This window comes from Mesorhizobium marinum (assembly GCF_040813675.1).
Classification (GTDB): domain Bacteria; phylum Pseudomonadota; class Alphaproteobacteria; order Rhizobiales; family Rhizobiaceae; genus Mesorhizobium_K; species Mesorhizobium_K marinum.
On sequence record NZ_JBFOCI010000002.1, the window covers coordinates 455,953 to 480,642 of the forward strand.

Consider the following 24,690-nt stretch of genomic DNA (forward strand, 5'->3'; position numbering starts at 1 on the left):
TCTGGTCCGGCCGCAAAGTGCACGTGGCTAGCTGTCGAGCTGGCTAAGTACTTGGCCTTATTGGATTTTCCTCGACATGAGCATACGCGCTCCGCATCCCCCCTGTCGAAAGTCGAATGCCGTCTAGCACAGGCTTTCGGCGACCGCAACACGTTGCCGGGCGGCCTTTCCGGCACTTTTGTCGCACCGCCCGGACACGCCGGGCGACGCGCGCGTCAATCAGGCGACCATGCCCAGGGCAAAGGCGAGCGCGAGCGCCGCCAGCACTGTGTCGACGACCAGCCAGAGCCAGTTCGAAAGGCCGGTGCCGCGATCCGACATCATCGACACGATACGGCCGAAGGCTGTGAACAGCCAGGAGAAGCCGAGCGCCATGTAGAGCAGCGGCTGGGCGAGCAGCAGCGCCGACAGGCCGAGTCCGAGATAGAAGCCCGCCATGTTGGCGCGGGCGGCGGCATAGGCCTCCGGACGCTCGGGGTTTGCCGGCAGCCTGAACAGCCGGAACGAGAGGCCGGGCGCAAAGAGAAGAACCGCGCCAAAGAACACGGTGACGGCCGCGCTGACCCAGGCGAGCCATTCGCCCTGCGTGGTCGGCCAGGGAAATGCGAACTCCATGATGCCTCCTCTGGCCGATGTCGCTTCGACCGGCACATCCGAATCGTGGAACTGGTTCTAATCGAGAGTCTTCCAGCAGTCATACTAGCGGCGCGCGTGCATTGCGCCAAACGGCGTCTGAAGCAGGGATGGAAAAATGGCGACCAGGGTGCCGGCGCGGATCGGATGGGCGCTCGAGCGGCTCGCCCTGTCCGGCAACGAGACCGTCCTGGAAATCGGCTGCGGGCGCGGGATCGCCGCCTCCGTCGTCGGCGCGGCGTTGCGGCGGGGAACGATCACGGCAATCGACCGCTCGAAAGTCGCGATCGATGCCGCGGCGGCGACCAACGCCGAGCTTGCCGCGAGCGACAGGGCAACGTTCCATCAGGCGTCGATCGAGACCTTCGCTCCGGGCGCGGCGCGCTTCGACGTCATTTTCGCGATCAATGTGAACGTCTTCTGGCTGAACGCCGGGCCGGCGCTCGATTCAGCCAGGAGGCTGCTGACGGACGGCGGCAGACTTTGGTTGTTCTACGAACCGCCGTCGGCGGGACAGGGCGAGCGGATCAGGGAGGCGCTCACGGCGCAGTTCGCGGAAAACGGCTTCACGAGCCAGTTCTTCGGAACGACGCTCGGCAAGGTCGCGCAGATCGGCGTCACCGCGAGGCCGGCATGACGACATGCCCGGCCATCGTCGCCTCTACAGGAAGCTTTGCGGGTCGATGTCGACTGAAACGCGCACCGAGCCGCGCACCTTCGGGCCGGCGGCCAGCAGGGCGCGGATGAAGCCCTGCATGTCGGAACGGCGTTCGCCATGGACGAGCAGGCGGAACCTGTGGCGGCCTGCAAGCAGGGCGATCGGCGCCTCGGCCGGTCCGAGAACCTGGATATCGGCCGCAGCGGGCGCGGCGCGGCGAAGCGCCCACGCGTGGCCCTCCGCCTCGGCCCGGGTCGCTGCGCTGACGATGATGCCCGCCAGGCGGCCGAAGGGCGGCAATCCCGCCCTTTCCCGCTCGGCGATCTCGCGCTGGTAGAAGGCCTCGGCGTCGCCGGAAACGATCGCGCGCATGACCGGATGGTCCGGCTGATAGGTCTGCAGCAGTCCGAGGCTCTTCTTTCCGGTCCGGCCGGCACGGCCGGTGACCTGGCTCAGCAGCTGGAACGTGCGTTCGGCAGCCCTGGGATCACCGTTCGCCAGACCGAGGTCTGCGTCGACGATGCCGACAAGGGTCATGTTCGGGAAATTGTGTCCCTTGGCGACGAGCTGGGTGCCGATCACGATGTCCGCCTCGCCGTTGGCGATGGCTTCCAGCTCGAGCCGCAGGCGCTTCACCCCGCCCAAGAGGTCCGACGAAAGCACGATGGTCCTCGCATCGGGAAAATGGCCGACGACCTCTTCAGCGACGCGCTCGACGCCCGGGCCACAGGCGACCAGATGGTCGAAGGTCCCGCATTCGGGGCATGCGTCCGGCCGCTTTTCATGATGGCCGCAATGGTGACAGACGAGCTGCCCGCGAAAGCGGTGCTCGACAAGCCAGCTCGAGCAGTCCGGGCACTGGAAACGGTGGCCGCAGACGCGGCAGAGCGTCAGCGGCGCGTATCCCCGCCTGTTGAGGAAAAGCAGTGACTGCTCCTGGCGCGCCAGAGTGTTGCGCATTTCCGTCAGCAGCGCCGGCGACAGAAAACCGCCGCGCGCAGGCGGCGCCCGGCGAAGGTCGATGGTCCTGAGGTCGGGCAGCGACGCTTCGGCGAATCGGGCCGAAAGCACGGCCCTGGCATAGCGGCCCTGGTCGGCATTGACGCGGCTTTCGATGGAGGGCGTCGCCGAGGCGAGAACGACCGGAAAGCCGCCGATGTGGCCGCGCACCACCGCCATGTCGCGGGCATTGTAGGGGACGCGGTCTTCCTGCTTGTAGGCGGGGTCGTGCTCCTCGTCGACGACGATCAGGCCGAGTTCCTGGAAGGGCAGGAACAGTGCGGAGCGCGCCCCGGCGACAACCCGGACGCTCCCCTCGGCGACCTGCCGCCACACCCGCTCGCGCATGCGCGGCGGCAGGTCGGAGTGCCATTCGGCCGGTTTTGCGCCGAACCGATCCTGGAAGCGTTCGAGGAACGCATGGGTAAGCGCGATTTCCGGCAGCAGGATCAGCGCCTGCCGGTTCCTGTCGAGCGCGGCGGCTACCGCTTCGAAATAGACCTCCGTCTTGCCGGAGCCGGTGACGCCGTCGATCAGCGTCACGCCCGGGCCGCCGTTGTCCACGGCGGCGCGAAGCGCATCGGCGACCGCCTGCTGGTCCGCCGAAAGCTCGGAGCGAGCGTACCCCGTGTCGGGCACGGCGACCACCGGCCGCGGCGGGATCATCACCGTCTCGAAGACACCCTGGTCACGCAGTCCGTCGACGACCGTCGAGGACACGCCCGCTGCATGCGCGAGACCCGAACGCGTCCAGGCTAGGCCGTCATCGGCGGTTTCCAGGACGCGCGCGCGCGCGCTGGTCATGCGGTCGGGAACGGCATCGGTACGCCGCAGCCCTTCCGTCCACGGCTCCGGATCGAACGCCGCCGGGGCGCGCAGAAGCATGCGGGCGACCATCCCGGGCGCGGACAGCGTGTAGGATGCGATCCAGTCGACGAAGCGGCGGGTTTCCTGGTCGATCGGCGGGCAGTCGAAGACTTCCGAGATCGGCTTCAGCTTCTTCGGATCGACGGGGTCGGTGGCGCTGTCCCAGACGATGCCGGCCACCTCGCGCGGCCCGAGCGGCACGCGCACGATCGAGCCCGGCGCGACATCCATCCCATCGGGCACCTGATAGGTATAAGGCCTCTCGGCCGGCATCGGAACGAGCACCGGCGCCGAGCGTACGGGGGCCGGTCGGCCGGGGCGCGAATCGTCTGTCATGGCGCGTGACCTTGCAGCGACTTTCGGCTAGAGCAAAGTCCAGCACGGCCAGATGCCCGAAACATCGCGCGCGCAGACCGCCACACGTACGACCAGGAGACCGCCATGAAGTTTTTCGTCGACACCGCAGACGTCAAGGAAATCCGTGAACTCAACGACCTTGGCCTGCTCGACGGCGTCACCACCAACCCGTCGCTGATCCTCAAGTCGGGCGGCAGCATCGCCAAGGTGACCAAGGAAATCTGCTCGATCGTCGAGGGACCGGTTTCGGCCGAGGTCGTGGCGACCGAATACAAGGACATGATGCGCGAGGCCAAGGCGCTCGCCAAGATCGCGCCGAACGTCTGCATCAAGGTGCCGCTGACCTTGGACGGCCTGAAGGCCTGCCGCACCATCCGCACCGAGATGGACCGCATGGTCAACGTGACCCTCTGCTTCTCGGCCAACCAGGCGTTGCTTGCAGCCAAGGCCGGCGCATCCTTCATATCGCCCTTCGTCGGCCGCATCGACGATACCGGCGCCGACGGCATGGAACTGATCTCCGAGATCCGTCAGATCTACGACAACTACGACTACCCGACCGAGATCCTGACCGCCTCGGTGCGCACGGTGAACCACGTCAAGCAGGCCGCGCTCATCGGCGCCGATGTCATTACCGCACCACCGGCGACGCTGCGCGCCCTTGTCAGCCACCCGCTGACGGACAAGGGGCTCGCCGCCTTCCTCGCCGACTGGGCCAAGACAGGCCAGAAGATCGGCTGATCCGCAATGGACGCCGCCGCGATCGCCGCCACAGTTCTGCAGGCGATCGACGGCGGACGCCAGATCAGGCCGTTCACCGACAACGATCCCGGCTTCACCGAGGCCGACGCCTATGCCGTGACGGCCAGCCTGCGCGGCCTGCGGGTCGCGCGCGGCGAAAAGTCGGTCGGCCGCAAGATCGGCTTCACGAACCGCACCATCTGGGCGGAATACGGCGTATTCCGGCCGATCTGGGGCGACATCTACGACACGACGACCTTCGCCGTTCCGCCGGGTGGACGCGTTGCGGTGTCGATGCTGCCGGAACCGCGCATCGAACCCGAGATCGTGCTCGGACTGGCCCGCGACGTCACGCCGGCCATGGACCTCGGCGACATCGCCGCATCGATCGGCTGGATGGCGCACGGCTTCGAGTTCGTGCAGTCGATTTTCCCGGGATGGCGCTTCACGGTCGCCGACTGCGTGGCCGACGGCGGCCTGCACGGGCGGCTGTTCATCGGGCCGAAGCGAAAGCTCTCGGACGACGAGCGCCGCACGCTGGCGGCCCGGCTGTCGCGCCTGACGATCCGGCTGTTTCGCAACGGCGAGCCCGCCGGCAGCGGTTCGGGGGCGAACGTTCTGGACGGGCCGGTCCAGGCATTGGCGCATCTCGCGTCGGTGCTCGCCGACGATCCCCTCAATCCGCCGCTGCGCGCCGGCGAAATCGTAACCACGGGGACTTTGACGCGCGCCTTCCCGGTGACGCCGGGCGAACGCTGGTCTACCGAACTCGACGGCATCGACCTTCCCGGGCTTTCGGTGGAGATCGCCTGAGCCGCATCGACGGCTATTCCAGCTGGATATTGGCGGCCGCCGCCGCGCGGCGCATAAGATCGAGATTCTGCTCGATCTGCGCCTTGAAGGCTTCTGGTGGGCTGGCGGTGACAATGGCTTGCTGGGCAACGAGCCTCTCGCGTATGGCCGGCAGCGCCAATGCCTGACCGAGCGCGTCGCCCAGCTTGCGGATGATCGGTTCCGGCGTACCCTTCGGCGCGACAAGGCCAAAGAAGGCCATCCAGTTCATATCTTCCAGTCCGGCCTCGGCGAAGGTAGGCACCTCAGGCAAGGCTGGCACGCGCGATGCGCCGGAAACAGCGAGCGGACGCAGTCGTCCATCGAGCACGAACGGCAACGAGGTCGGCAGATTGTCGAATAGTATCTCGACCTGGCCGCCGACGACTTCGGTCAACGCGGGGCCGGCGCCCCTGTAGGGAACGTGGACGATGTCCGACCCGGTTGCCAGCCTGAACTGCTCGCCAAGCAGATGGCTGACCGAACCGTTTCCGGCCGATGCATAGGACAACATCCCGGGATTGGCACGGCACAGCTCGACCAGGGCGGCAATGTCGGCCGCCGGAACCGACTTGTTGACCGACATGATGTTCGGGACATCGGCAATGCCGCCAATCGGCACCACATCCTCATGAACGTCGAAAGTCAGGTTCTTGTAGGTTGCCGGATTTATCGCGAGCGTCGAGGCGGTGCCGATGCCGATCGTGTAGCCATCGGGCGGCGCGTCTGCGATCGCCGCCGTGCCGATCGATCCGCCGGCGCCGGCGCGATTCTCGACGACCACCGTCTGGCCAAGCACCTGACGCAGTCCTTCCGAAACGATGCGTCCTATCGCATCGGTCGATCCGCCCGGCGCGAAGGGCACGATCATGGTGATGGACCTGGATGGGTAGGTGTCCTGGGCGATGGCCGGCAAAGCGAACGGCAGCAGGCAGAAAGCCAGGGCTGCCGCGATCCGTTTCATCGCAATCGCCGATCGGCTCTACTTCGAGAGTTCCTGCGCCAGCGTCAGGTTCAACAGTTCGGCCAGTTCACGGGCGGCCCGGTCCTCTGCGTTGAGACGGGCGCGATAGGCCGCGAATTCCTGGCGCGGCACGTCATACTGCGCCGAGATCATGCGACGGCCGGAGGCGACCACCTCGCCGCTCGACGCAGCCGCGAGCGAGTAGTTTGCCGTCATCGTCACCGTGCCGGCGGTCGGTTCATTGTCGTCGCCGACCTGCACGACCGCCGCCGACTGGTGGACGGCGGTCACGACGAGCGTCAGCGAATAAGCCGGCGACGCCGGCTGTCCGGCGCCGCGGCCGAACAGGAAGATCAGATGATTGCGAACCTGCTGCGCATAGCGCTGCTTGACCGGCTTGATCGCGATCGCCGAGAGATCCGCGGTCACCGCCGCCTGCGGCGAGCCGGACGACGGGTTGGAATAGAGCGGCTGGACCGTGCAGGCCGAGGCGAAGGGCAGCGCGGCCACCAGGAAGATCGCGGCTCGGCGACGGGCCACCGACAGGAACCGATCAAACGACGACATTGACGATCCTCTGCGGCACGACGATCACCTTGCGCGGCTTCTTCCCCTCGAGAGCCTTGCGCACGACTTCGAGTTCAAGCGCAGCCTTCTCGACCGCACCTTGATCCGCGTCGCGGGCGATTGTCAAATCCCCGCGCTTCTTGCCGTTGATCTGTACCGGCATGACGATCTCGTTGTCTACCGTGAGCGCCGGATCGAACGCCGGCCAGAGCCGGTCGGCGGCGAGACCGGAGCCGCCGAGCGCCGCGAAGCACTCCTCCGCCAGATGCGGCATCATCGGCGCGATCAGCACCACCAGCATGTCGAGCGCCTCGCGCGCCGCGGCGGCAACCTCGGCGGACGCCTTGCCGGCGGCGATGTCGGCGACCGGACCCTGCAGGGCGTTGGCGAGCGCATAGATGCGCGCCACGGCCTTGTTGAAGCCGAGCCGCTCGATCTCCTCGCCGACGGCCTTCACCGCCCTGTGCGCCGCTCTCGAAATCTCCGCCGCCTCGCCTTCGCGCGCCGCCTTGGGGGCAACGCCGGCCAGCGACGGCGCTGCCTCCGACACGAGGCGCCAGAGCCTCTGAACGAAGCGGTGCGCGCCCTCGACGCCGGCCTCCGTCCAGATGACGTCGCGCTCCGGCGGCGAATCGCTGAGCATGAACCAGCGGGCGGTATCGGCGCCGTAGCTGCCGATGATGTCGTCAGGATCGACGACGTTCTTCTTCGACTTCGACATCTTTTCGATCGGCCCGATCTCGATCGGCGTCCCGCCGTCGAGCAGGAACGCTTTGCGCGTGCCGTCGAAGTCCTCGACCTTGACCTCGGCCGGGGTCACCCAGCCGTCCGGGCCCTTGTAAGTCTCGTGAACGACCATTCCCTGCGTGAACAGGCCCTGGAAGGGCTCGTCGACGGAGTTCAGGTGGCCGGTCGCCTTCATGGCCCGGGCGAAGAAGCGCGAATAGAGCAGATGCAGGATCGCATGCTCGATGCCGCCGATATACTGGTTGACGGGCAGCCAGCCGCTTGGCCCGTCGACCGCCGAGAGCGTCGTCGGCGCTTGCTCGTTCCAGGGATCTGTGAACCGGGCGAAATACCAGGACGAGTCCACGAAAGTGTCCATCGTGTCGGTGTCGCGTCGCGCGTCCTTGCCGCATTGCGGGCAGGCGACGTGCTTCCAGGTCGGGTGATGGTCGAGCGGATTGCCCGGCCGGTCGAAGCTGACATCGACAGGCAGTTCGATCGGCAGCGCCGCTTCCGGCACCGGCACGGAGCCGCAGGCGTCGCAGTGAACGACGGGTATCGGGCAGCCCCAGTAGCGCTGGCGCGAGATCAGCCAGTCGCGCAGGCGGAACTGCACCTTGCGCTCGGCCTGCGGCCGGCCGCCGATGGAGATGCCCGACAGCCGGTTGGCTACCTCGTCGAAGGCCTGTTTCGGCTTCATGCCGTCGAGGAAGCGCGAGTTGATCATCACGCCGTCGTCGACGAAGGCTTCCTCGAGGATCCTGAAGGTGGCGGCGTCGGCGCCCTCGGGCATGACGACCGGCACCACGGGCAGGCCGTACTTGTTTGCGAAGTCGAGGTCGCGCTGGTCGCCCGACGGGCAACCGAAGATCGCGCCGGTGCCGTAGTCCATCAGGACGAAGTTGGCGACATAGACGGGCAGCGTCCAGGACGGGTCGAAGGGATGGACGACACGGATGCCGGTGTCCATGCCATTCTTCTCGGCGGTCTCAAGATCGGCGGCCGCCGTCCCGCGATGGCCGATTTCCTCGATGAACGCAGCCAGCTTCGGATTGCCTTCCGCAGCCTTCCTGGCCAGCGGGTGATCCGCGGCGATCGCCATGAAGGAGGCGCCGAAGATCGTGTCGGGCCGCGTAGTGAACACGTCGAGCGCGACTTCGCCGCCAGGCGCGGTCGCGGGATCGATCTGCCAGCGCAGCAGCAGGCCTTCCGACCGGCCGATCCAGTTCGCCTGCATCAGCTTGACCTTGTCCGGCCATTGGTCGAGCGTGTCGATGCTGTCGAGCAGCTCCTGCGCCATCGCCGTTATCTTGAAGAACCACTGGGTCAGATCGCGCTGCTCTACCAGGGCTCCGGAACGCCAGCCGCGCCCGTCGATGACCTGCTCGTTGGCGAGCACCGTCATGTCTTCGGGGTCCCAGTTGACCTTGGCCGACTTGCGCTCGACGAGGCCCGCCTTCCAGAAGTCCAGGAACATCTTCTGCTGGTGCTTGTAGTAGCTGGGGTCGCAGGTCGCGATCTCGCGCGCCCAGTCGAGCGAAAGGCCCATCACCTTGAGCTGGGCCTTCATCGCCTCGATGTTCTGGTAGGTCCAGGCGCGCGGGTTGACGCCGCGGTCTCGCGCCGCGTTCTCGGCGGGCAGACCGAAGGCGTCCCAGCCCATCGGGTGCAACACGTTGTAGCCGAGCGCGCGGCGGTGGCGCGCCACGACGTCGCCCATCGTGTAGTTGCGAACGTGGCCCATGTGGATGCGCCCGGACGGATAGGGGAACATCTCGAGCACGTAATACTTCGGGCGCGGATCCTCGTTCTTCGTCTCGAAGAGCTTTGCCGCATCCCAGGCCTTCTGCCATTTGGGTTCGGCCGCACGCGGATTGTATCGTTCGGTTGCCATGACGGGTATTTCACTTAAACAGGAGCGGCGACCCGCAAGGCGCACCCGGCGGATCGGGACATTGGGGCGGACCTTCACCATGGTTTGCGGGAAGCGTCAACTGTATGGCAGGCGGCATATGCCCCGGAATGGAGCGGATTGAGGCATGGACGGCACGGTCGAACGGCTGGAAATCGTCAAGGAGAGGATCGCCGCGGCCGAGCGCGATGCCGGCCGACCGACGGGTTCGGCAGTCCTTGTCGCCGTGACCAAGACCTTTGCGGCCGGCGAGGTCGGACCCGTCATCGAGGCGGGCCATCGCATCTTCGGCGAGAACCGCGTGCAGGAAGCGCAAGGCAAATGGCCTGCGCTCAAGGAAGAGTTTGCCGGCATTGAACTGCACCTGATCGGTCCGCTGCAGTCCAACAAGGCGAAGGAGGCGGTCGGGCTGTTCGATGTCATCGAGACGGTGGACCGCGAGAAGATCGCCGCCGAACTGGCGAAGGAGATCGCCAGGCAAGGCAGGAGGCCCAGGCTCTACGTCCAGGTGAACACCGGCTCCGAGCCGCAGAAGGCCGGTATCGAACCGCGCGACGCTGTCGCATTCGTAAAGCGCTGCCGCGAGACGCACGGCCTGTCGATCGAGGGCCTGATGTGCATCCCCCCCGCGAACGAGAATCCCGGGCCGCACTTCGCGCTCCTGGCGAAGCTCGCGAGGGAGGCCGGCCTGGGCAAGCTGTCGATGGGAATGTCCGGCGACTACGAGACGGCGGTCGCGTTCGGCGCAACGAGCGTCCGCATCGGCAGCGCGATCTTCGGCACGCGCTGACGGTCGGCCGGCGCGTCAGCGCGGGCCGGACCGACAGGGAACGCTCCGACGCGTCAGTGGAGCGCGAGTTCTCCGGTGACGTTGCGCCACTCCGTCGCAGAGATCAGCTTCTTGTGCGTGTAGCGGACCGAATGGAGCGGTCCCTCGAGCTTGGCTCTCCAGAATTCGACGAAACGGATCAGCGCCGGAAACCGAGGGGCAAGGTCATAGTCCTGCCAGATGTAGCTCTGCAGAAGATGCGGGTGGTCGGGCATGTGATAGAGAATGTGGGCGGTGGTCAGCCCGTAGCCCTTGAGCATCAATTCCATCTCTGCGTGATCGCGCATCCCTGGTCCCCTGTCGCCTGAAGATTCGTGTCCCTCGCGCCATCGAGTGTCATGCAAGTTTCCTCGACCGTCTACCAAAAAGTCTGGTCAACAGGCAAAAACCGTCACGATTCCAGATAGTTGGCAGCAGGAGCCCAAGAGTGCTGATATGGGTCCCGAGAATGGCCCACCGAGCGGACCAGGGCGATGAGGCGCCTGCCCGCAACGGCCGAACGTCTAATGTTGCGACCCCGCGGGAATTGATAATAGGCGGAGAATTGTTATTAGGTGCCGCCGCTCGCGGAGTTCTCACCGCGACGCCCGCCATCGCGGCGGATGATTCCGGGGAGGGAGACGAAAATGTCCGACGTTCACGTCCACAAGGTTCAGGCTGCGTGGAAGAAGCGCGCGTTGATCGACAACGACACCTATCTGAAGTGGTACGGCGAAAGCGTCTCCAACCCGGACAAGTTCTGGGCCAAGCACGGCAAACGGATCGACTGGTTCAAGCCGTACACCAAGGTGAAGAACACCTCCTTCAAGGGCAAGGTCTCGATCAAGTGGTTCGAGGACGGCGTCACGAACGTCTCGCACAACTGCATCGATCGCCATCTCAAGAAGCGCGGCGACCAGGTCGCAATCATCTGGGAGGGCGACAACCCCTACCATGACAAGAAGGTCACCTATCGGGAGCTTCACGACCAAGTCTGCCGCCTCTCCAACGTGATGAAGAAGCACGGCGTCAAGAAGGGCGACCGCGTCACCATCTACATGCCGATGATCCCCGAGGCCGCCTACGCGATGCTCGCATGCACGCGCATCGGCGCCATCCATTCGGTGGTGTTCGGCGGCTTCTCGCCGGATTCGCTGGCCGGCCGCATCGTCGACTGCGAATCGACCTTCGTGATCACCGCGGACGAGGGACTGCGCGGCGGCAGGCCGATCCCGCTCAAGGACAACACCGACAAGGCGGTCGAGATCGCCGCCGGACAGAAGGTGAAGGTCAAGAACGTTCTGGTGGTGCGCCGCACCGGCGGCAAGGTCAGCTGGGCCGAGGGCCGCGACCTCTGGTACCACGACGAGATCGAGAGCGTGCCGGCGCAGTGCCCGCCAGAGAAGATGAAGGCGGAAGACCCGCTGTTCATCCTCTACACCTCTGGCTCGACCGGCAGGCCGAAGGGCGTGCTGCACACGACGGGCGGCTACCTCGTCTACGCGTCGATGACGCACCAGTACGTGTTCGACTACCACGACGGGGACGTCTACTGGTGCACGGCCGATGTCGGCTGGGTGACCGGCCACAGCTACATCGTCTACGGGCCGCTCGCCAATGGCGCGACCACGCTGATGTTCGAGGGCGTGCCCAACTACCCCAGCATGTCGCGCTTCTGGGAAGTGATCGACAAGCACAAGGTCAACATCTTCTATACCGCCCCGACGGCGCTGCGCGCGCTTATGGGCGCGGGCGACGCGCATGTGAAGAAGACCTCGCGCAAGTCGCTGAAGCTGCTCGGCACCGTCGGCGAGCCGATCAACCCCGAGGCGTGGGAGTGGTATTTCAACGTTGTCGGCGAAGGCAAGGTGCCGATCGTCGACACATGGTGGCAGACCGAGACGGGCGGCATCCTGATCACTCCGCTGCCCGGCGCGACCAGGCTCAAGGCGGGCTCGGCAACGCGCCCCTTCTTCGGCGTCCAGCCGCAACTGGTCGACGGCGACGGCAAGGTCATCGAGGGCGCCGCCGACGGCAATCTCTGCATCATCGATTCCTGGCCGGGGCAGATGCGCACCGTCTATGGCGACCATGAGCGCTTCGTGCAGACCTATTTCTCGACCTACAAGGGCAAATACTTCACCGGCGACGGCTGCCGCCGCGACGAGGACGGCTACTACTGGATCACGGGCCGCGTCGACGACGTGCTGAACGTCTCGGGCCACCGCATGGGCACGGCCGAAGTGGAATCCGCGCTGGTCAGCCACCCCAAGGTCTCGGAGGCAGCGGTCGTCGGCTATCCGCACGACATCAAGGGACAAGGCATCTACTGCTACGTCACTCTGATGGCGGGCGAGAAGGCTTCAGACGAACTGCGGGCCGAACTCGTGCAGCATGTGCGCAAGGAGATCGGCGCCATCGCCACGCCCGACAAGCTGCAGTTCGCGCCCGGCCTGCCGAAGACGCGTTCGGGCAAGATCATGCGGCGCATCCTGAGAAAGATCGCCGAGGACGAGTTCGGCGCGCTCGGCGACACCTCCACGCTTGCCGATCCGACCGTCGTCGACGACCTGATCGCCAACCGTCAGAACAGGAAGGCTTGAGCGGCCCCGACGATCGCGAGGAAGGCCCTGGGCTCGTCTCGGGGCTCTGGCGCTATCCGGCGAGTTCTCTCGCCGGCCAAAGCGTTGACGAGATGGCGGTCGACGCCGCCGGCGCGGAAGGCGACCGCCTGTTCGGTCTGGTCGATGCATCGACGGGCGAGATCGCCAGCCCCGACGCCGACCGCAAGTGGCACGGCGCGCCGCTGATCGCCGCGCGGATCGGCGAAGGCGGAGGTCTGGAGGTTATGGTGCCCGGGGGCAACTGGCTTCCGGCGCCCGGCGAAGCGGCCGACCGCGCCGCCAGCGCCTTTCTTGGGTTCGCAGTATCCATCCGGCCGTACCGGCAGGACCGCGCGCGCGAAGGGATCGTCGCCGCGCCCCGCTACATCAAGGATCCCATTCACCTCCTGACGACCGCCTCGCTGGCGGAGGTGCGGCGTCTGCATCCGACCGGCGACCCTGACACCAGGCGCTTCCGCCCGAACATTCTGGTCGACCTGCAACCGGCGGCCGGGCGCTTCCCGGAAACGGAATGGGTCGGCCGAAGGATCGCGATCGGAGCGCTAGAACTGACGGTGACCGAAGCCTGCCGCCGCTGCGGCTTCACCATCATCGCTCAGGACGGCCTTGCCAACGATCCCGACATCCTGCGCACGCTCGTGAAGCACAACGCCCACAACCTTGGCGTCTATTGCGCGGTGACCAGGCCGGGCCGGATCAGGCTGGGTGACGCCATGCGGCTGATCCCGCAATAGTTGCATGCATTTCTATTGCAATTCTTGATTGTATATCGCAACCTCTGCGCGCCGATTCCCGTCGGTCACTGTCAACATTGGAGCGCGCGATGAAATATCGGAAACGCAATGGCAAGGACACGTGGCACTTCTGCACCAACTGCCAGAACTGGCCTACCAGCGACTATGACGAGCGGGAAGGCAAGCCGACGTACGGCGAGTTCTGCAATGAGTGCTTGTCGAAGGACGCCAACGGCACCTGCACCAAGAAGTACTGACGCCTCGCGACCCGATCCTCTCTAGCGATAGAGGTCGGCGCGTGTCGGCGGCAGCCCGCTGCGTCCGCGCGCGCGTTTCGTGGCGACCGTCTGGTATATCAGCACCGAGCCGCCGTCGAAGCCGAGCGAGCAGCCCGTGAGGTAGAGGAGCCAGAGTCTCGCCTTCGGTTCGCCTACCTCGGCGACGGCTTCGTCGAAGCGGGCATGCAGCCGTTCCGCCCAGAGCCGGCAAGTGCGGGCATAGTGCTCGCGCAGATCCTCGACATCGTGCACCTCGAACCCGTAGGCCTCGAGATTTTCGACGGTCATGCCGATGTGATCGACCTCGCCGCCGGGAAAAATGTACTTGATCAGCGCCTTGTAGGCCGGCGCCTTGCGCCGCCAGGCGCGCCGGTCGCGCTTCATGCGCCGGGTGATGGCGTGATGGAGATAGATGCCGCCCGGCCGGAGCAGTCGACCGACCGCGAGGAAATAGGCCTCGTGATTGGCAAGCCCGAGATGTTCGAACATGCCGATCGATGAAATCTTGTCGAACCGACCAGTGAGTTCGGAATACGGCTTCACCTCGATCGTGATCCTGTCCTCGAGGCCCTCGGCGCGGATGCGATCGCGCGCCAGTTCGGTCTGCGCTTCCGACAGCGACACACCGTGGCCGACGACGCCGTAGTGCTTGGCGGCGTGGATCAGCATCGCGCCCCAGCCGCAGCCGATGTCGAGCAGCGTTTCGCCGGGCCTCAGCCGCAGCTTCCGGCAGATGTGATCGAGCTTGTCGAACTGCGCCTGGTCGATGTCGTTGTCGAAATCCTTGAAGTAGCCGCAGCTGTAGACCATGCGCTCGTCGAGGAAGAGTCGGTAGAAGTCGTTCGAGATGTCGTAGTGGTGCGTGATCGCCTCCTTGTTGGAGCCGCTCACGTAGGGATTGCGCCCGGCGAGCCCCTCGGCAGCGGACTTTGAGCCCCGGGAAAGGGCAAGCAGGGGCAGGTCCCGCAACAGCTTTCGCTTGGGGATGCGTCGCAGCCCCGCCTTCAGGTTGCCGTTCGGCCGACGCTCGACGATGTCGAACAGCGTGCCGTTTTCGACGTCGATCGCCTTCGATACCCAAAGCTCGAGCAGCGTGGTGAAGACGGGGCGCCTCAGGACCCTGCCGACGATTCCGCTGTCGTTGATCGCCAGGACAGGGCCGTCGGCCAGCCCGATGCGTTCGCCCGTCCAAAGCCGCACCGCGAAGCCTGGCCGCAATTCCTCGACCAAGGTGCGGACGATCCGGGCTGCCCTCTCCCCGTTCTTCATGCCTGCTCCCGACGACATTGGGCTGGGGTCGCATGATGGCGGGTGAACCGTTCCTGCACAAGCGCCGCGGATTCGGCGCCGGTCGCGAACTGTCCGTCAGAATTCCTGTCGTTTCACCCTTGTCATCCTTGATCCGCGACCCCATCATTGATGGGTGTTCAACGAAACGAAAGGAGGTGATCCGATGTCGAGTGGTTTCGGTTTCCAGAGCGTGGCTCGAGCGGATTGCCCTTTCGGGAAGCAGCCTTCCTGACAGCGGCATGATGCGCGGCCGATAGCCTCGCTACGGCCACGAGCCGCGCCACGGACGAAAGCACGGGGCCGCCTCCATGAGGCGGCCCCGTGCTTTTCATGCGATGCTCACTGCGTCAGCACCAGCGCCTCGATGTTGCGGGCAATGGTCAGGAACGCCTCGTTGAGCTCTTCGCCACTCGACGTTTCGTAGTAGCGCTTGAGCGAACCGGTGTCGGGCGAAGCACAGTTCTTCAGAACTGCCCTGGCGGCGCTGGAGTTCAGCTTGAAGCCGATGGTGAAGACTTCGATGCCGTCCTTCTTCATGTTGTCGCACAGGGTCTCGGCGTAGGAGCGCGATTTCGCGTTCTGCTTGCGCACGACGGTCTTGTCGCCGACGACGTCGGCATGCGCGGTGTTGAACTCGCCGTCGGTCATCAGGATGGCGATCTTGGCCACGTTCCTGGGATCTGCATCAGCCGGTCCGTCGCCAAGGCCCGCGTTCCTGATCGCTGTGCGCCAGTTGCGGGAAAGCATGTAATAGGTCCACTGAACGCCGGTGGCGCCGGCCGTGTAGCCGGCGACGGAGAAGTCCTGGATCTGCGTCTTCAATGCCTCGGCGTCGTCGCTCAGCGGCTTCAGCACTGCCTTGGCGCAACTGTTGAGCCGGTCGTCGCGATTGACCCTAGCAAGGTACTCGCGTTCCTTTCCGTCGATCAGGCGCACGCGCTTGGCATCCGGGGCGTCGTCGCTGAAATCGGCCTTGAGGTCCGCAGATTTGCGTTCGGTTGCGCAGGTGTCGGTCCAGGCGCCGGTGTTGGCGTCGATCTCCGCCTTCTTGGCGTCGACCGGCGGCGGCAGGTCGTATCCGCCCGCCTTCTCCACGAAGACGACGTCCTTGGCCAGCGCCCCGACATTGACGCCGTCGGAATACGGAACAAGCGCGATCCTCACCCGCGGGTTCGTCTTGCTCTGGTTCTTGGTCAGCGCATCGACGGCGTTGCTGGCCGCTGTCTTGAGATCCCTGATCTTCGAGCCCGACATCGAATCGGTCACGTCCAGCATCATCGCCACCTCGATCTTCCTGTCGGAATAGAGCGAAGCCGATTCAGACCTGACGCGTTTTTCGCTGTCCGCTCCGAACAGCGGGAAATAGAGCGCGACGTCGACATAGGCCGACGCCTCCAGGGTGCCCTGAACCCTGTCGACGGCGATACGGTCGAGCACGATCCGCTCGCCGTCCATGATCGTCAGCGCGCCATTCGTCTTGAGGAAGAGCTCCACCCAGGAGCGTGCGTCGTCAACGACGATGACGCCGGTCGTGATGTCCCGGGCGGTCGAGGTGACCGCCGAGTCGAGCGCCTGCCGGAGCGCCGAGCGGACATTGTAGAGTTGCGCGAGATTGACCGCATAACCGGCCGACAGGGTCAGCGCCGCGAGCACCATCGCCATCATGATCGCAAAACTGCCCGAGCGATTGCCGCCGAATTGCTTAACGGCCTGTGCCGTGAACTGCCGCATTCCATGCCTCCATCCGCGCATCCGAACGCGGTGGAGCAGGAATCCGGCCATCTCGCCGATCCCTGCGGCGTCTACTGAGATCAAAATCTAACGCATTGAAAATAAACGACTTGGCACGGATTCATGGTGAACAAAGGGTTAAATATTGGTCGTTCGAACGAATTCGCTAACCAGTTGTTTACCCTGCCGGGCAACCCGGTCGTGGCCATTAACGAAGACGTGCCGGAACGGGACGTCGCCCTGTCCCTCGCCGGATCAGCGGCGCCCACACCAGGGGTCGCGTCGGCCACCGTGATACGGGCGGACCAGCTTTTCGCCGAGAAGGCGTGGCGCCACGCCGAGCCCGTCGGCGGTGGCGACGTCCGCCAGCACGCGGCCGTAATATTTCGCACCGGCAATGTTCGAGATCGAGACCGGACCGGAGCCGATGATCAGCGCCAGTGCATCGCGCGCCCTTTCGGCCGCCACCCGCTCGTCGTCGCATCGGGCCTTCATCTCCGGTGCGTCAATGCCGCGGATGCGGATGTTCACTTTCACCCTGTGCCCGGGCCAGACAACGGCCTCGGCGAGAAACGTATCGCCGTCGAGCACGTCCAGCACGATCGCGTCCACTGGGCCACGAAACACCTTGGCGGCCGATACGGTCTGCGGCGCAAGCGCGCCGAGCAGTCCAAGGACGATGGCGAATCGCGGATGACACAACATGAGAGGAATTTATTCCTCTCATGTTGACATGGCAATAGCGGGTCGGTCGCGCCTAGGCCAGAACCTGCGCGTCAGCCGTGCGGTCAACACGGTCATGCGGCGGCCGGGCGGGATGGCTCTCCTGCTCGTAGGTCCAGACCTTGAACAGCGACAGACGATGCGGTCCGAAACTGTGCAGCAGCGGAACGTCGGTTGCGTCGCGGCCGCGCGCAATGACCACCCGGCCGATGCGCGGGCGGTTGTGGCGCGGATCGAACGTGTACCACCTTCCGTCCAGGAAGACTTCCATCCAGGCCGAAAAATCCATCGGGGCGGGATCTTCCGGTACGCCGATGTCACCGAGATATCCGTTCACGTAGCGGGCCGGTATATTCATGCAGCGGCAAAGCGTGATGGCGAGATGCGCGAAGTCGCGGCACACGCCGACCCGCTCCTCATGCGCCTGCGCCGCGGTGCGGGTCGAGCGGGCATAGCCGTAGCCGAAGGACAGCCGGCTATGGACGTAGTCGACGATCGCCTGGACCCGCGCCCAGCCAGGCGGCATGCCTCCGAACAGGTTCCAGGCCAGCGAACTCAGATGGTCGGTCTCGCAATAGCGGCTGCCGAGCAGGTAGCCGAGCACATCGTTCGGCAGGTCCTCCACCGGCGTCTCGCGCGCCAGTCGGTTCTCCTCGTCGGGTGCGCCAGAGTCCTCGACCACGGCGTCATAGAGGATGCGAAACGCACCCTGCGGCGCGGTGAAGCGCCGGCAGGCATTGCCGTAGCGATCTTCATAGACCGTCGAAACGACCGACGGCGACGTCAGCACGCGCGTCTGCCGCTTGATGTCCGACTGCCTGTCGCGATGGATATCGAGGAGCGATACGACAGGTGTCCGCTGCTCGCATTCGATGGCAATTTCATAGCCGAGCCGGATAAGCATGGCTGAACCTCGCAGCGTTGGCATTTCGGAAAATTCGATGCTCAACGCTCGGGCGCGACGCTTGTTCCCGTCGGGCGTGCCGGTCGTTCAAAAGTCGGTTGCGAGGCCCTTCACTTCCCAGTCGCCATAGCGGATCGGTTCCTTGCCGCCGCGGCCGCCCCGTTCCACCGGACGCGCGGCCTCCTCTTCGAGGTAGGCGCGACGGCGGATTTCCGCCTCGGCCAGCGCCCGCTCCGCCGCTGGCGTCCTCGCTTTGCGGCCAGGGCCCGCGGGTTGCTCGTGCTGGTCCATATTTCCCCTATGCGATCGTTGAAAGAGGGAGGTGACTCTCCCATCATATAGTGCAAGTCAGGGCTCGATCGAGTGCACCTCGGCAGCTTCCAACGGAGATCGCGATGAACATCCTGCGTACGGCCATGCTTCTGGCGTTCATGACCGCCCTGTTCATGGCGATCGGCTACATGATCGGCGGCGGCGGCGGCATGATGATCGCCCTGCTGGTGGCCGCAGGCATGAACTTCTTCAGCTACTGGAACGCCGACAAGATGGTGCTGAAAATGCACCACGCCGTCGAGGTCGACGAGAGCAACGCGCCAGAATATTACGGCATCGTGCGCGACCTCAGCGCGCGTGCCGGCCTGCCCATGCCGAAGACCTATCTCATCCAGAGCGACCAGCCCAACGCCTTCGCGACGGGACGCAACCCTGAGAACGCCGCCGTCGCCGCGACCACCGGCCTGCTCGAGCGCCTGACCTACGAGGAGGTAGCCGGCGTGATGGCGCATGAACTGGCGCATGTGCAGAACCGCGACACCCTGACCATGACGATCACCGCCACGCTTGCCGGCGCGATCTCGATGCTCGGCAACTTCGCCCTCTTCTTCGGCGGCAATCGCGACAACAACAATCCGCTCGGCGCAATCGGCACGCTGGTCGCGATGATCGTGGCGCCGCTCGCCGCCGCGCTCGTGCAGATGGCCATCAGCCGCACGCGCGAATACTCCGCCGACCGGCGCGGCGCCGAAATCTGCGGCCAGCCTTTGTGGCTTGCCTCGGCGCTCGCCAAGATCGCCAGGAGCGCCGAACGCATCCACAACCCCGACGCGGAGCGCAATCCCGCGACGGCGCATATGTTCATCATCAACCCGCTGTCCGGCGAGCGGATGGACAACCTGTTCTCCACGCACCCGAACACGGAGAACCGCATCCGCGCCCTCCAGGCCATGGCCGAGGAGGGACCGGAACCGGTGCATGCGCCGCAGCCCGACGCGGAACCCCAGGCAGGCGAGGGACCGTGGTCGGCAGGCCGGACGACGGCCCGGCCGGAGAAACCGAAGCGCAACCCCTGGGGCCGCAACCCGACCGGCCCCAGGGGCCGGTGGTCGTGACCCGCCGCCCGAACGGAACCGTCCGGAAGCCCAAGCCCGCAGTCGCCTCCGACGTGCCCGGGCTGCCGGTACGCATGGCCGCGGCAAAGCTGCTTTCGATCGTCGTCGACGCCAGGACGCCACTCGATGGCCTGACCGACAATGACAACGGCCATCCTCACTATCTTGCGCTCGATGGCCGCGATCGCGCCCTGCTGCGCGCAATCCTCACCACCGCTCTGCGCTTCCGCGTCACCATCGGCAAGCTGATCTCCAAACGGCTCGAACGGCCGCTGCCGCCCAACGCCAGCACGCTCACGCATATCCTGCATGTCGGGGCCGCGCAGATCCTGTTCCTCGACGTTCCAGACAGCGCAGCGGTCGACCTCGCCGTCACCCATGCCAAGGGTGACCCGCGCACGGCCCGCTTCGCCGCGCTCGTCAACGGCCTGCTGCGTTCGCTTGCGCGCGGCAAGGAAAGCGAACTCGGCCCGATGCTCGATGCCACCCTGGACGCGCCGCCGTGGTTCGCCGACATGCTGGTCAATGCCTATGGCGAGCCGAAGGCGCACGCGATCCTGGCCGCGCACAGGGTGGAAGCGCCAGTCGATTTTACCGTCAAGACCGATCCGGAAGGCTGGGCCGGACGGCTGGGCGGCTTCGTGCTGCCGACCGGGACGGTACGCGTCGAGAAGCTGCAGGCAAACGTATCGGACCTGCCGGGCTTCGCCGAAGGAGATTGGTGGGTGCAGGACGCGGCAGCCGCCCTCCCGGCACGGCTCCTCGGCGACGTCGCGGGCAGGCGCGTCGCCGACTTGTGCGCGGCTCCCGGCGGCAAGACCGCGCAGCTCGCCCTCGCCGGAGCGGACGTGACCGCTCTCGACGTCTCCAGGAACCGCCTGGCGCGGCTCGTCCGCAACCTGGAGCGGTTGCGCCTGACGGCGACCGTCGTGCAGTCCGATCTGCTGTCATATGCGCCCGACGAGCTTTTTGATGCTGTCCTGCTCGACGCGCCCTGCTCGTCGACCGGAACTGTTCGCCGACATCCCGACGTTCCCTGGACCAAATCGGCCGAAGACGTCGCGAAGCTGGCCGCGCTCCAGGCAGGGATGATCGAGGCCGCGGCAAAACTGGTGAAGCCCGGTGGGCGATTGATCTTTTCCAACTGTTCGCTCGACCCCGCGGAAGGAGAGCAACTCCTTCGCGACCTTCCGGCCGAATCCGGCGACGTTTCGCCCGATCCCATCCGTCCCGGCGAAATTGCTGGCGTGGATCCGTTTCTCTCTGAAGACGGGACCCTCAGGACGACGCCGGCGGACCTGCAACTTGCGACGCCGGGCATTTCAGGGCTCGACGGCTTCTTCGCGGCCCGCTTTCGCCGAAATGCCTGAATCCCGGCAGGATTTGTCCAAAAAGCACCGGGTTGCCTTCACGTAAAATTCACTCTCGTATAAACTGCTGAATCGACTAGTCATTCCGGGGGTGTCTGGGCCCAGGGCCGGGACGGGCCAGGCTTTCAAGCGGGAGAGGAACTTTCATTGGCGACTGCGGCGGGCAACACGACGCGTCTCTGGGCGCTCGTCGCAAAGGAAATGTGGCGCAAGACGCGCCGTCGCCTGCGCGCCGGCCCGATGTACCGCTGGCGGTACTCCGGCCGGACGCCGGAGCGCGTTCTCATCGCGCCGCCGGATCTCCGCCTCGCCGACCCGCAGATCGCCCTGGAGATCTACTACGGCCGCTTCCCGCTGTCGGGGCACCTGGTCGAAACCGGCGGGCGCTCGCCGTTCCAGATAGACGTCCAGCACCGCGGCTGGTTGAAGACGCTGCATGGCTTCCGGTGGCTGCGGCATATGCGGGCGGCCGGCACGGAGCTTGCGGCAGCCAATGCGCGGGCGCTGGTGTCCGACTGGATTGCCGCACACGGCGGCAGCATCTCGGGCGTCGCCTGGGAGCCCGCGACGACCGCCAAGCGGATCATCGCCTGGCTCCAGCACTCCTCGGTGGTGCTGCAGGGCGCCGAGTTTCCTTTCTATCGCGCCTATCTGAAGTCGCTGGCCGTCCAGATACGCTATCTGCGTTCTGTCGCGCGCGAGATGCCGGACGGCAAGGACCGCCTGCGCGCCCGGATCGCGCTTGCGTTCGCGGCGCTCTCGCTGCCGGCCCCCGCCTCGGCGCTGCGCAGCGCGACCCGGAACCTGGCCGAGGAGCTCGAGCGCCAGATCCTGCCCGATGGCGGGCACATCTCGCGCAACCCACTGGCCGTGATGGAGCTTCTCGCCGACCTCCTGCCGCTGCGCTACACCTACACCAACCAGGCCGAGACGCCGCCGCCGGCGCTGATCCACGCGGTCGATCGCATGCTGCCGGCGCTTCGTTTCTTCCGCCACGAGGACGGCGCACTCGCCCGCTTCAACGGCATGGGCGCAACCATCCACGACCGCATCGCCGCGATCCTGCGCCATGACGACACCGAGGGCGCCCCGCTTCTGCACGCGCCGCACTCCGGATATGAACGGCTGTCGATGGGTGGCGTGACGGTGATCGCCGACACCGGCCCACCGCCGCCGATCGACGTGTCGAACGCAGCGCATGCCGGCTGCCTGTCCTTCGAGATGTCCTCGGGCCGGCAGCATTTCGTCATCAATTGCGGCGTCGACACCTATGGCGCCGCCGAGTTCCGCCCGCTGGCGCGCGCTACCGCCGCGCACTCGACCGCGACGATCAACGACACGTCCTCGGCGCGCTTCAACCATTCGATCCGCATCAACGACATGGAGAGCCCGCCACTGATCGGCGGTCCCCAGCACGTTCCATGCCGGCGGATCGACGAAGCCGGAGCGCAGGGCTTCGTCGCCAGCCACGACGGCTATGTCGCCCGCTTCTCGATCTATCATGAGCGCGGCGTGTCGCTGACGTCTGGCGGAAACGTGCTGGCCGGCATCGACCGCTTCCTGCGCGCCGGCGGAGCGCCCGCGCGCGACAATGGGCGCGATCTCGTCGCGATCCGGTTTCACCTGCATCCCGACGTCGAACTCTACCAGGACGACGAGGATCGCCTCGTGCTCACCGCCCCGAACGCCGACCGATGGGTCATGTCTTGCGGCCAGGTTGCGCCCCAGATCGAGGAATCGATCTATTTCGCGGGCCTCGGCGGTCCGCGGCGAAGCCGCCAGGTCGTCCTCGCGTTCAAGGCGTCCGAACTGCCGGAAGTCCGCTGGCAGTTCACGCGCACCCATGTGGCGGACGTTCCCCAGTAAATCCACGACAATCGCGCCGCGCGCTTGATTTCCGGGGTCCAAGCGGCTACGCGCAGCCATCCCGTTCACAGACCGAAAGGCCTCCCGCATGGCGGTCGCCTCGAAGAGAATTCCGGCCCCCGATCTCGTTCCGGTGCGCCGCGCGTTGCTGTCCGTATCCGACAAGACCGGGTTGGTCGAATTCGCCGCTGCCCTGTCGAAGGCCGGCATCGAGTTGGTCTCGACCGGCGGCACGGCCAAGACGATCGCCGCCGCTGGCCTGGCGGTGCGCGACGTATCGGAACTCACGGGCTTCCCCGAAATCATGGACGGGCGCGTGAAGACGCTGCACCCATCCGTGCACGGCGCCCTGCTCGGCGTTCGCGACGACCCCGAACATGCCGCAGCGATGGAAGTGCACCGCATCGCGCCTATCGACCTCGTGGTGGTCAATCTTTATCCCTTCGAGGATGTCCGGCAATCCGGCGCGGACTACGCGTCGATCGTCGAGAACATCGACATCGGCGGCCCGGCCATGGTGCGGGCCTCGGCGAAGAACCACGCCTATGTCGCGGTTGTCACCGATCCGGAGGACTATGCCTCGGTGGTCGGCGCGCTGGAGATGAACTTCGGTAGCCTGTCCTTCGAGTTTCGCCAGAAGCTCGCGGCCAAGGCCTTCGCCCGCACCGCGGCCTATGACGCGGCGATCTCCGGCTGGTTCGCCGAAACGCTCGAGGTCGAGCATCCGACCTGGCGCGCCTTCGGCGGCAAGCTCGACAGCGTCATGCGCTACGGCGAGAACCCGCACCAGCAGGCCGGCTTCTACGTGACCGGCGAGAAGCGGCCGGGCGTCGCGACGGCACGGCAGTTGCAGGGCAAGCAGCTCTCCTACAACAACATCAACGACACGGACGCCGCCTTCGAACTGGTCGGCGAGTTCGATCCGGCGCGCACGGCCGCGGTGGCGATCATCAAGCACGCCAACCCCTGCGGCGTGGCCGAAGGGGCGACGCTGACGGAGGCCTATCTGAGGGCACTCGCCTGCGATCCGGTCTCGGCCTTCGGCGGCATCGTCGCGCTGAACCGGCCGCTCGACGCGGAAGCGGCGGAGGAAATCGTCAAGACCTTCACGGAGGTGATCATCGCGCCGGAGGCCAGCGGCGACGCACGGGCCATCGTCGCGGCGAAGAAGAACCTGCGCCTGCTGGTGACCGGCGGACTGCCCGATCCCCGCGCTGCGGGCATGGCGGTCAAGTCTGTCGCCGGCGGGATGCTCGTACAGGGCCGCGACAACGCGGTGGTTGACGATTTCGCGTTGAAGGTGGTGACCCGACGCACGCCGACCGATAGGGAGATGGCGGACCTGAAGTTCGCGTTCCGGGTGGCCAAGCACGTGAAATCCAACGCCATCATCTACGCCAGGGACCTGGCGACGGTCGGCATCGGCGCCGGCCAGATGAGCCGTGTGGATTCGTCGCGCATCGCCGCGCGCAAGGCGCTCGATGCGGCAGAGGCCGCCGGACTGGCCGAACCGTTGACCAGGGGATCGGTGGTGGCGTCAGACGCCTTCTTCCCGTTCGCCGATGGCCTTCTGTCAGCCATCGAGGCCGGCGCAACGGCGGTGATCCAGCCGGGCGGCTCGATGCGCGACGACGAGGTGATCGCCGCGGCCGACGCGCACGGCGTCGCCATGGTGTTCACCGGCGTCAGGCATTTCCGCCACTAGCCTACCCAACTGGG

22 protein-coding genes are annotated in these 24,690 nt (G+C 66.0%); 11 read left to right on the forward strand and 11 right to left on the reverse strand.

Features of this window, described 5'->3' with window-relative positions; all coding sequences use genetic code 11:
• Positions 1-219: 219 nt before the first annotated feature.
• Positions 220-615, reverse strand: coding sequence for an AGROH133_08824 family phage infection protein (locus ABUE31_RS07790; RefSeq protein WP_367722957.1), 396 nt, complete (start codon positions 613-615; stop codon positions 220-222).
• Positions 616-751: 136 nt separating this feature from the next.
• Here ABUE31_RS07790 and ABUE31_RS07795 point away from each other — a divergent pair, with 136 nt between their 5' ends.
• Positions 752-1,270 (forward strand): SAM-dependent methyltransferase, encoded by a 519-nt coding sequence (locus ABUE31_RS07795; protein WP_367722958.1) that lies wholly within the window; start codon positions 752-754, stop codon positions 1,268-1,270.
• 24 nt (positions 1,271-1,294) lie between these two features.
• Here the strand turns inward: ABUE31_RS07795 and ABUE31_RS07800 are convergent, their stop codons facing one another.
• Positions 1,295-3,493 (reverse strand): primosomal protein N', encoded by a 2,199-nt coding sequence (locus tag ABUE31_RS07800; protein WP_367722959.1) that lies wholly within the window; start codon positions 3,491-3,493, stop codon positions 1,295-1,297.
• A gap of 105 nt (positions 3,494-3,598) precedes the next feature.
• Here ABUE31_RS07800 and fsa point away from each other — a divergent pair, with 105 nt between their 5' ends.
• Positions 3,599-4,255 carry a fructose-6-phosphate aldolase gene (gene fsa, locus ABUE31_RS07805; protein WP_367722960.1) on the forward strand — a complete coding sequence of 219 codons (657 nt, stop codon included), beginning with the start codon at positions 3,599-3,601 and terminating at the stop codon, positions 4,253-4,255.
• 6 nt (positions 4,256-4,261) lie between these two features.
• Complete coding sequence (locus tag ABUE31_RS07810) at positions 4,262-5,068, forward strand: 2-keto-4-pentenoate hydratase (RefSeq protein WP_367722961.1); 807 nt, start codon at positions 4,262-4,264, stop codon at positions 5,066-5,068.
• A gap of 13 nt (positions 5,069-5,081) precedes the next feature.
• Here ABUE31_RS07810 and ABUE31_RS07815 read toward each other — a convergent pair whose 3' ends face one another.
• Genes ABUE31_RS07815 through leuS form a run of 3 tightly spaced genes read right to left on the reverse strand, consistent with a single transcriptional unit; the run spans position 5,082 to position 9,237 of the window.
• Positions 5,082-6,050, reverse strand: a complete 969-nt coding sequence (locus ABUE31_RS07815; protein ID WP_367722962.1) for a Bug family tripartite tricarboxylate transporter substrate binding protein — start codon at positions 6,048-6,050, stop codon at positions 5,082-5,084.
• 18 nt (positions 6,051-6,068) lie between these two features.
• Positions 6,069-6,617, reverse strand: a complete 549-nt coding sequence (lptE, locus tag ABUE31_RS07820) for an LPS assembly lipoprotein LptE (protein ID WP_367722963.1) — start codon at positions 6,615-6,617, stop codon at positions 6,069-6,071.
• Entirely contained in the window at positions 6,604-9,237 is a 2,634-nt protein-coding gene (leuS, locus tag ABUE31_RS07825) for a leucine--tRNA ligase (protein WP_367722964.1), read from the reverse strand. The genes lptE and leuS overlap by 14 nt, the downstream gene beginning before the upstream one ends.
• Positions 9,238-9,382: 145 nt before the next feature.
• Between leuS and ABUE31_RS07830 the strand changes: the two genes are divergently transcribed.
• Positions 9,383-10,045 (forward strand): YggS family pyridoxal phosphate-dependent enzyme, encoded by a 663-nt coding sequence (locus ABUE31_RS07830; protein WP_367722965.1) that lies wholly within the window; start codon positions 9,383-9,385, stop codon positions 10,043-10,045.
• A gap of 53 nt (positions 10,046-10,098) precedes the next feature.
• Here the strand turns inward: ABUE31_RS07830 and ABUE31_RS07835 are convergent, their stop codons facing one another.
• Positions 10,099-10,371, reverse strand: a complete 273-nt coding sequence (locus ABUE31_RS07835) for an usg protein (RefSeq protein WP_367722966.1) — start codon at positions 10,369-10,371, stop codon at positions 10,099-10,101.
• A gap of 339 nt (positions 10,372-10,710) precedes the next feature.
• On the opposite strand from ABUE31_RS07835, the gene acs reads away from it, so the two are divergent.
• The 3 genes from acs to ABUE31_RS07850 all read left to right on the forward strand — a co-directional run bounded on the left by acs (position 10,711) and on the right by ABUE31_RS07850 (position 13,678).
• Positions 10,711-12,666 (forward strand): acetate--CoA ligase, encoded by a 1,956-nt coding sequence (gene acs / locus ABUE31_RS07840; RefSeq protein WP_367722967.1) that lies wholly within the window; start codon positions 10,711-10,713, stop codon positions 12,664-12,666.
• Positions 12,663-13,421 (forward strand): MOSC domain-containing protein, encoded by a 759-nt coding sequence (locus tag ABUE31_RS07845; RefSeq protein ID WP_367722968.1) that lies wholly within the window; start codon positions 12,663-12,665, stop codon positions 13,419-13,421. The genes acs and ABUE31_RS07845 overlap by 4 nt, the downstream gene beginning before the upstream one ends.
• 89 nt (positions 13,422-13,510) lie before the next feature.
• Entirely contained in the window at positions 13,511-13,678 is a 168-nt protein-coding gene (locus tag ABUE31_RS07850; protein WP_367722969.1) for a hypothetical protein, read from the forward strand.
• A gap of 21 nt (positions 13,679-13,699) precedes the next feature.
• On the opposite strand, the gene ABUE31_RS07855 is transcribed toward ABUE31_RS07850, so the two are convergent.
• The 5 genes from ABUE31_RS07855 to ABUE31_RS07875 form a co-directional block, all read right to left on the reverse strand.
• Positions 13,700-14,968 (reverse strand): class I SAM-dependent methyltransferase, encoded by a 1,269-nt coding sequence (locus ABUE31_RS07855; RefSeq protein WP_367722970.1) that lies wholly within the window; start codon positions 14,966-14,968, stop codon positions 13,700-13,702.
• 360 nt (positions 14,969-15,328) lie between these two features.
• Positions 15,329-16,720, reverse strand: a complete 1,392-nt coding sequence (locus ABUE31_RS07860; RefSeq protein ID WP_367722971.1) for a hypothetical protein — start codon at positions 16,718-16,720, stop codon at positions 15,329-15,331.
• Positions 16,721-16,975: 255 nt separating this feature from the next.
• Complete coding sequence (locus ABUE31_RS07865; RefSeq protein ID WP_367722972.1) at positions 16,976-17,425, reverse strand: thermonuclease family protein; 450 nt, start codon at positions 17,423-17,425, stop codon at positions 16,976-16,978.
• A gap of 52 nt (positions 17,426-17,477) precedes the next feature.
• Positions 17,478-18,347: a transglutaminase-like domain-containing protein gene (locus ABUE31_RS07870; RefSeq protein ID WP_367722973.1), complete on the reverse strand. Its 870-nt coding sequence runs from the start codon at positions 18,345-18,347 to the stop codon at positions 17,478-17,480.
• A gap of 87 nt (positions 18,348-18,434) precedes the next feature.
• Positions 18,435-18,638: a DUF1674 domain-containing protein gene (locus tag ABUE31_RS07875; RefSeq protein ID WP_367722974.1), complete on the reverse strand. Its 204-nt coding sequence runs from the start codon at positions 18,636-18,638 to the stop codon at positions 18,435-18,437.
• 104 nt (positions 18,639-18,742) lie between these two features.
• On the opposite strand from ABUE31_RS07875, the gene htpX reads away from it, so the two are divergent.
• The 4 genes from htpX (at position 18,743) to purH (ending at position 24,676) form a co-directional block, all read left to right on the forward strand.
• The gene (gene htpX / locus ABUE31_RS07880) at positions 18,743-19,735 is read left to right on the forward strand and encodes a zinc metalloprotease HtpX (protein WP_367722975.1); all 993 of its coding nucleotides are present in this window, start codon (positions 18,743-18,745) and stop codon (positions 19,733-19,735) included.
• The gene (locus ABUE31_RS07885; protein WP_367722976.1) at positions 19,732-21,105 is read left to right on the forward strand and encodes an RsmB/NOP family class I SAM-dependent RNA methyltransferase; all 1,374 of its coding nucleotides are present in this window, start codon (positions 19,732-19,734) and stop codon (positions 21,103-21,105) included. Before htpX ends, ABUE31_RS07885 begins: the two co-directional genes overlap by 4 nt.
• Positions 21,106-21,252: 147 nt before the next feature.
• Positions 21,253-22,971 carry a heparinase II/III family protein gene (locus tag ABUE31_RS07890; RefSeq protein ID WP_367722977.1) on the forward strand — a complete coding sequence of 573 codons (1,719 nt, stop codon included), beginning with the start codon at positions 21,253-21,255 and terminating at the stop codon, positions 22,969-22,971.
• A gap of 88 nt (positions 22,972-23,059) precedes the next feature.
• Positions 23,060-24,676: a bifunctional phosphoribosylaminoimidazolecarboxamide formyltransferase/IMP cyclohydrolase gene (gene purH, locus ABUE31_RS07895; RefSeq protein WP_367722978.1), complete on the forward strand. Its 1,617-nt coding sequence runs from the start codon at positions 23,060-23,062 to the stop codon at positions 24,674-24,676.
• Positions 24,677-24,690 lie beyond the last annotated feature (14 nt).

What these genes read in the sequence shown, in the direction of transcription:
- ABUE31_RS07855 (WP_367722970.1), bottom strand. Translation starts at nt 14,968, where the DNA reads ATGAAGAACGGGGAGAGGGCAGCCCGGATCGTCCGCACCTTGGTCGAG.
- ABUE31_RS07800 (WP_367722959.1), bottom strand. Translation starts at nt 3,493, where the DNA reads ATGACAGACGATTCGCGCCCCGGCCGACCGGCCCCCGTACGCTCGGCG.
- fsa (WP_367722960.1), top strand. Translation starts at nt 3,599, where the DNA reads ATGAAGTTTTTCGTCGACACCGCAGACGTCAAGGAAATCCGTGAACTC.
- ABUE31_RS07790 (WP_367722957.1), bottom strand. Translation starts at nt 615, where the DNA reads ATGGAGTTCGCATTTCCCTGGCCGACCACGCAGGGCGAATGGCTCGCC.
- leuS (WP_367722964.1), bottom strand. Translation starts at nt 9,237, where the DNA reads ATGGCAACCGAACGATACAATCCGCGTGCGGCCGAACCCAAATGGCAG.
- ABUE31_RS07835 (WP_367722966.1), bottom strand. Translation starts at nt 10,371, where the DNA reads ATGCGCGATCACGCAGAGATGGAATTGATGCTCAAGGGCTACGGGCTG.
- purH (WP_367722978.1), top strand. Translation starts at nt 23,060, where the DNA reads ATGGCGGTCGCCTCGAAGAGAATTCCGGCCCCCGATCTCGTTCCGGTG.
- ABUE31_RS07860 (WP_367722971.1), bottom strand. Translation starts at nt 16,720, where the DNA reads ATGCGGCAGTTCACGGCACAGGCCGTTAAGCAATTCGGCGGCAATCGC.
- ABUE31_RS07830 (WP_367722965.1), top strand. Translation starts at nt 9,383, where the DNA reads ATGGACGGCACGGTCGAACGGCTGGAAATCGTCAAGGAGAGGATCGCC.
- lptE (WP_367722963.1), bottom strand. Translation starts at nt 6,617, where the DNA reads ATGTCGTCGTTTGATCGGTTCCTGTCGGTGGCCCGTCGCCGAGCCGCG.
- htpX (WP_367722975.1), top strand. Translation starts at nt 18,743, where the DNA reads ATGAACATCCTGCGTACGGCCATGCTTCTGGCGTTCATGACCGCCCTG.
- ABUE31_RS07865 (WP_367722972.1), bottom strand. Translation starts at nt 17,425, where the DNA reads ATGTTGTGTCATCCGCGATTCGCCATCGTCCTTGGACTGCTCGGCGCG.
- ABUE31_RS07815 (WP_367722962.1), bottom strand. Translation starts at nt 6,050, where the DNA reads ATGAAACGGATCGCGGCAGCCCTGGCTTTCTGCCTGCTGCCGTTCGCT.
- ABUE31_RS07870 (WP_367722973.1), bottom strand. Translation starts at nt 18,347, where the DNA reads ATGCTTATCCGGCTCGGCTATGAAATTGCCATCGAATGCGAGCAGCGG.
- ABUE31_RS07795 (WP_367722958.1), top strand. Translation starts at nt 752, where the DNA reads ATGGCGACCAGGGTGCCGGCGCGGATCGGATGGGCGCTCGAGCGGCTC.
- acs (WP_367722967.1), top strand. Translation starts at nt 10,711, where the DNA reads ATGTCCGACGTTCACGTCCACAAGGTTCAGGCTGCGTGGAAGAAGCGC.
- ABUE31_RS07875 (WP_367722974.1), bottom strand. Translation starts at nt 18,638, where the DNA reads ATGGACCAGCACGAGCAACCCGCGGGCCCTGGCCGCAAAGCGAGGACG.
- ABUE31_RS07810 (WP_367722961.1), top strand. Translation starts at nt 4,262, where the DNA reads ATGGACGCCGCCGCGATCGCCGCCACAGTTCTGCAGGCGATCGACGGC.
- ABUE31_RS07850 (WP_367722969.1), top strand. Translation starts at nt 13,511, where the DNA reads ATGAAATATCGGAAACGCAATGGCAAGGACACGTGGCACTTCTGCACC.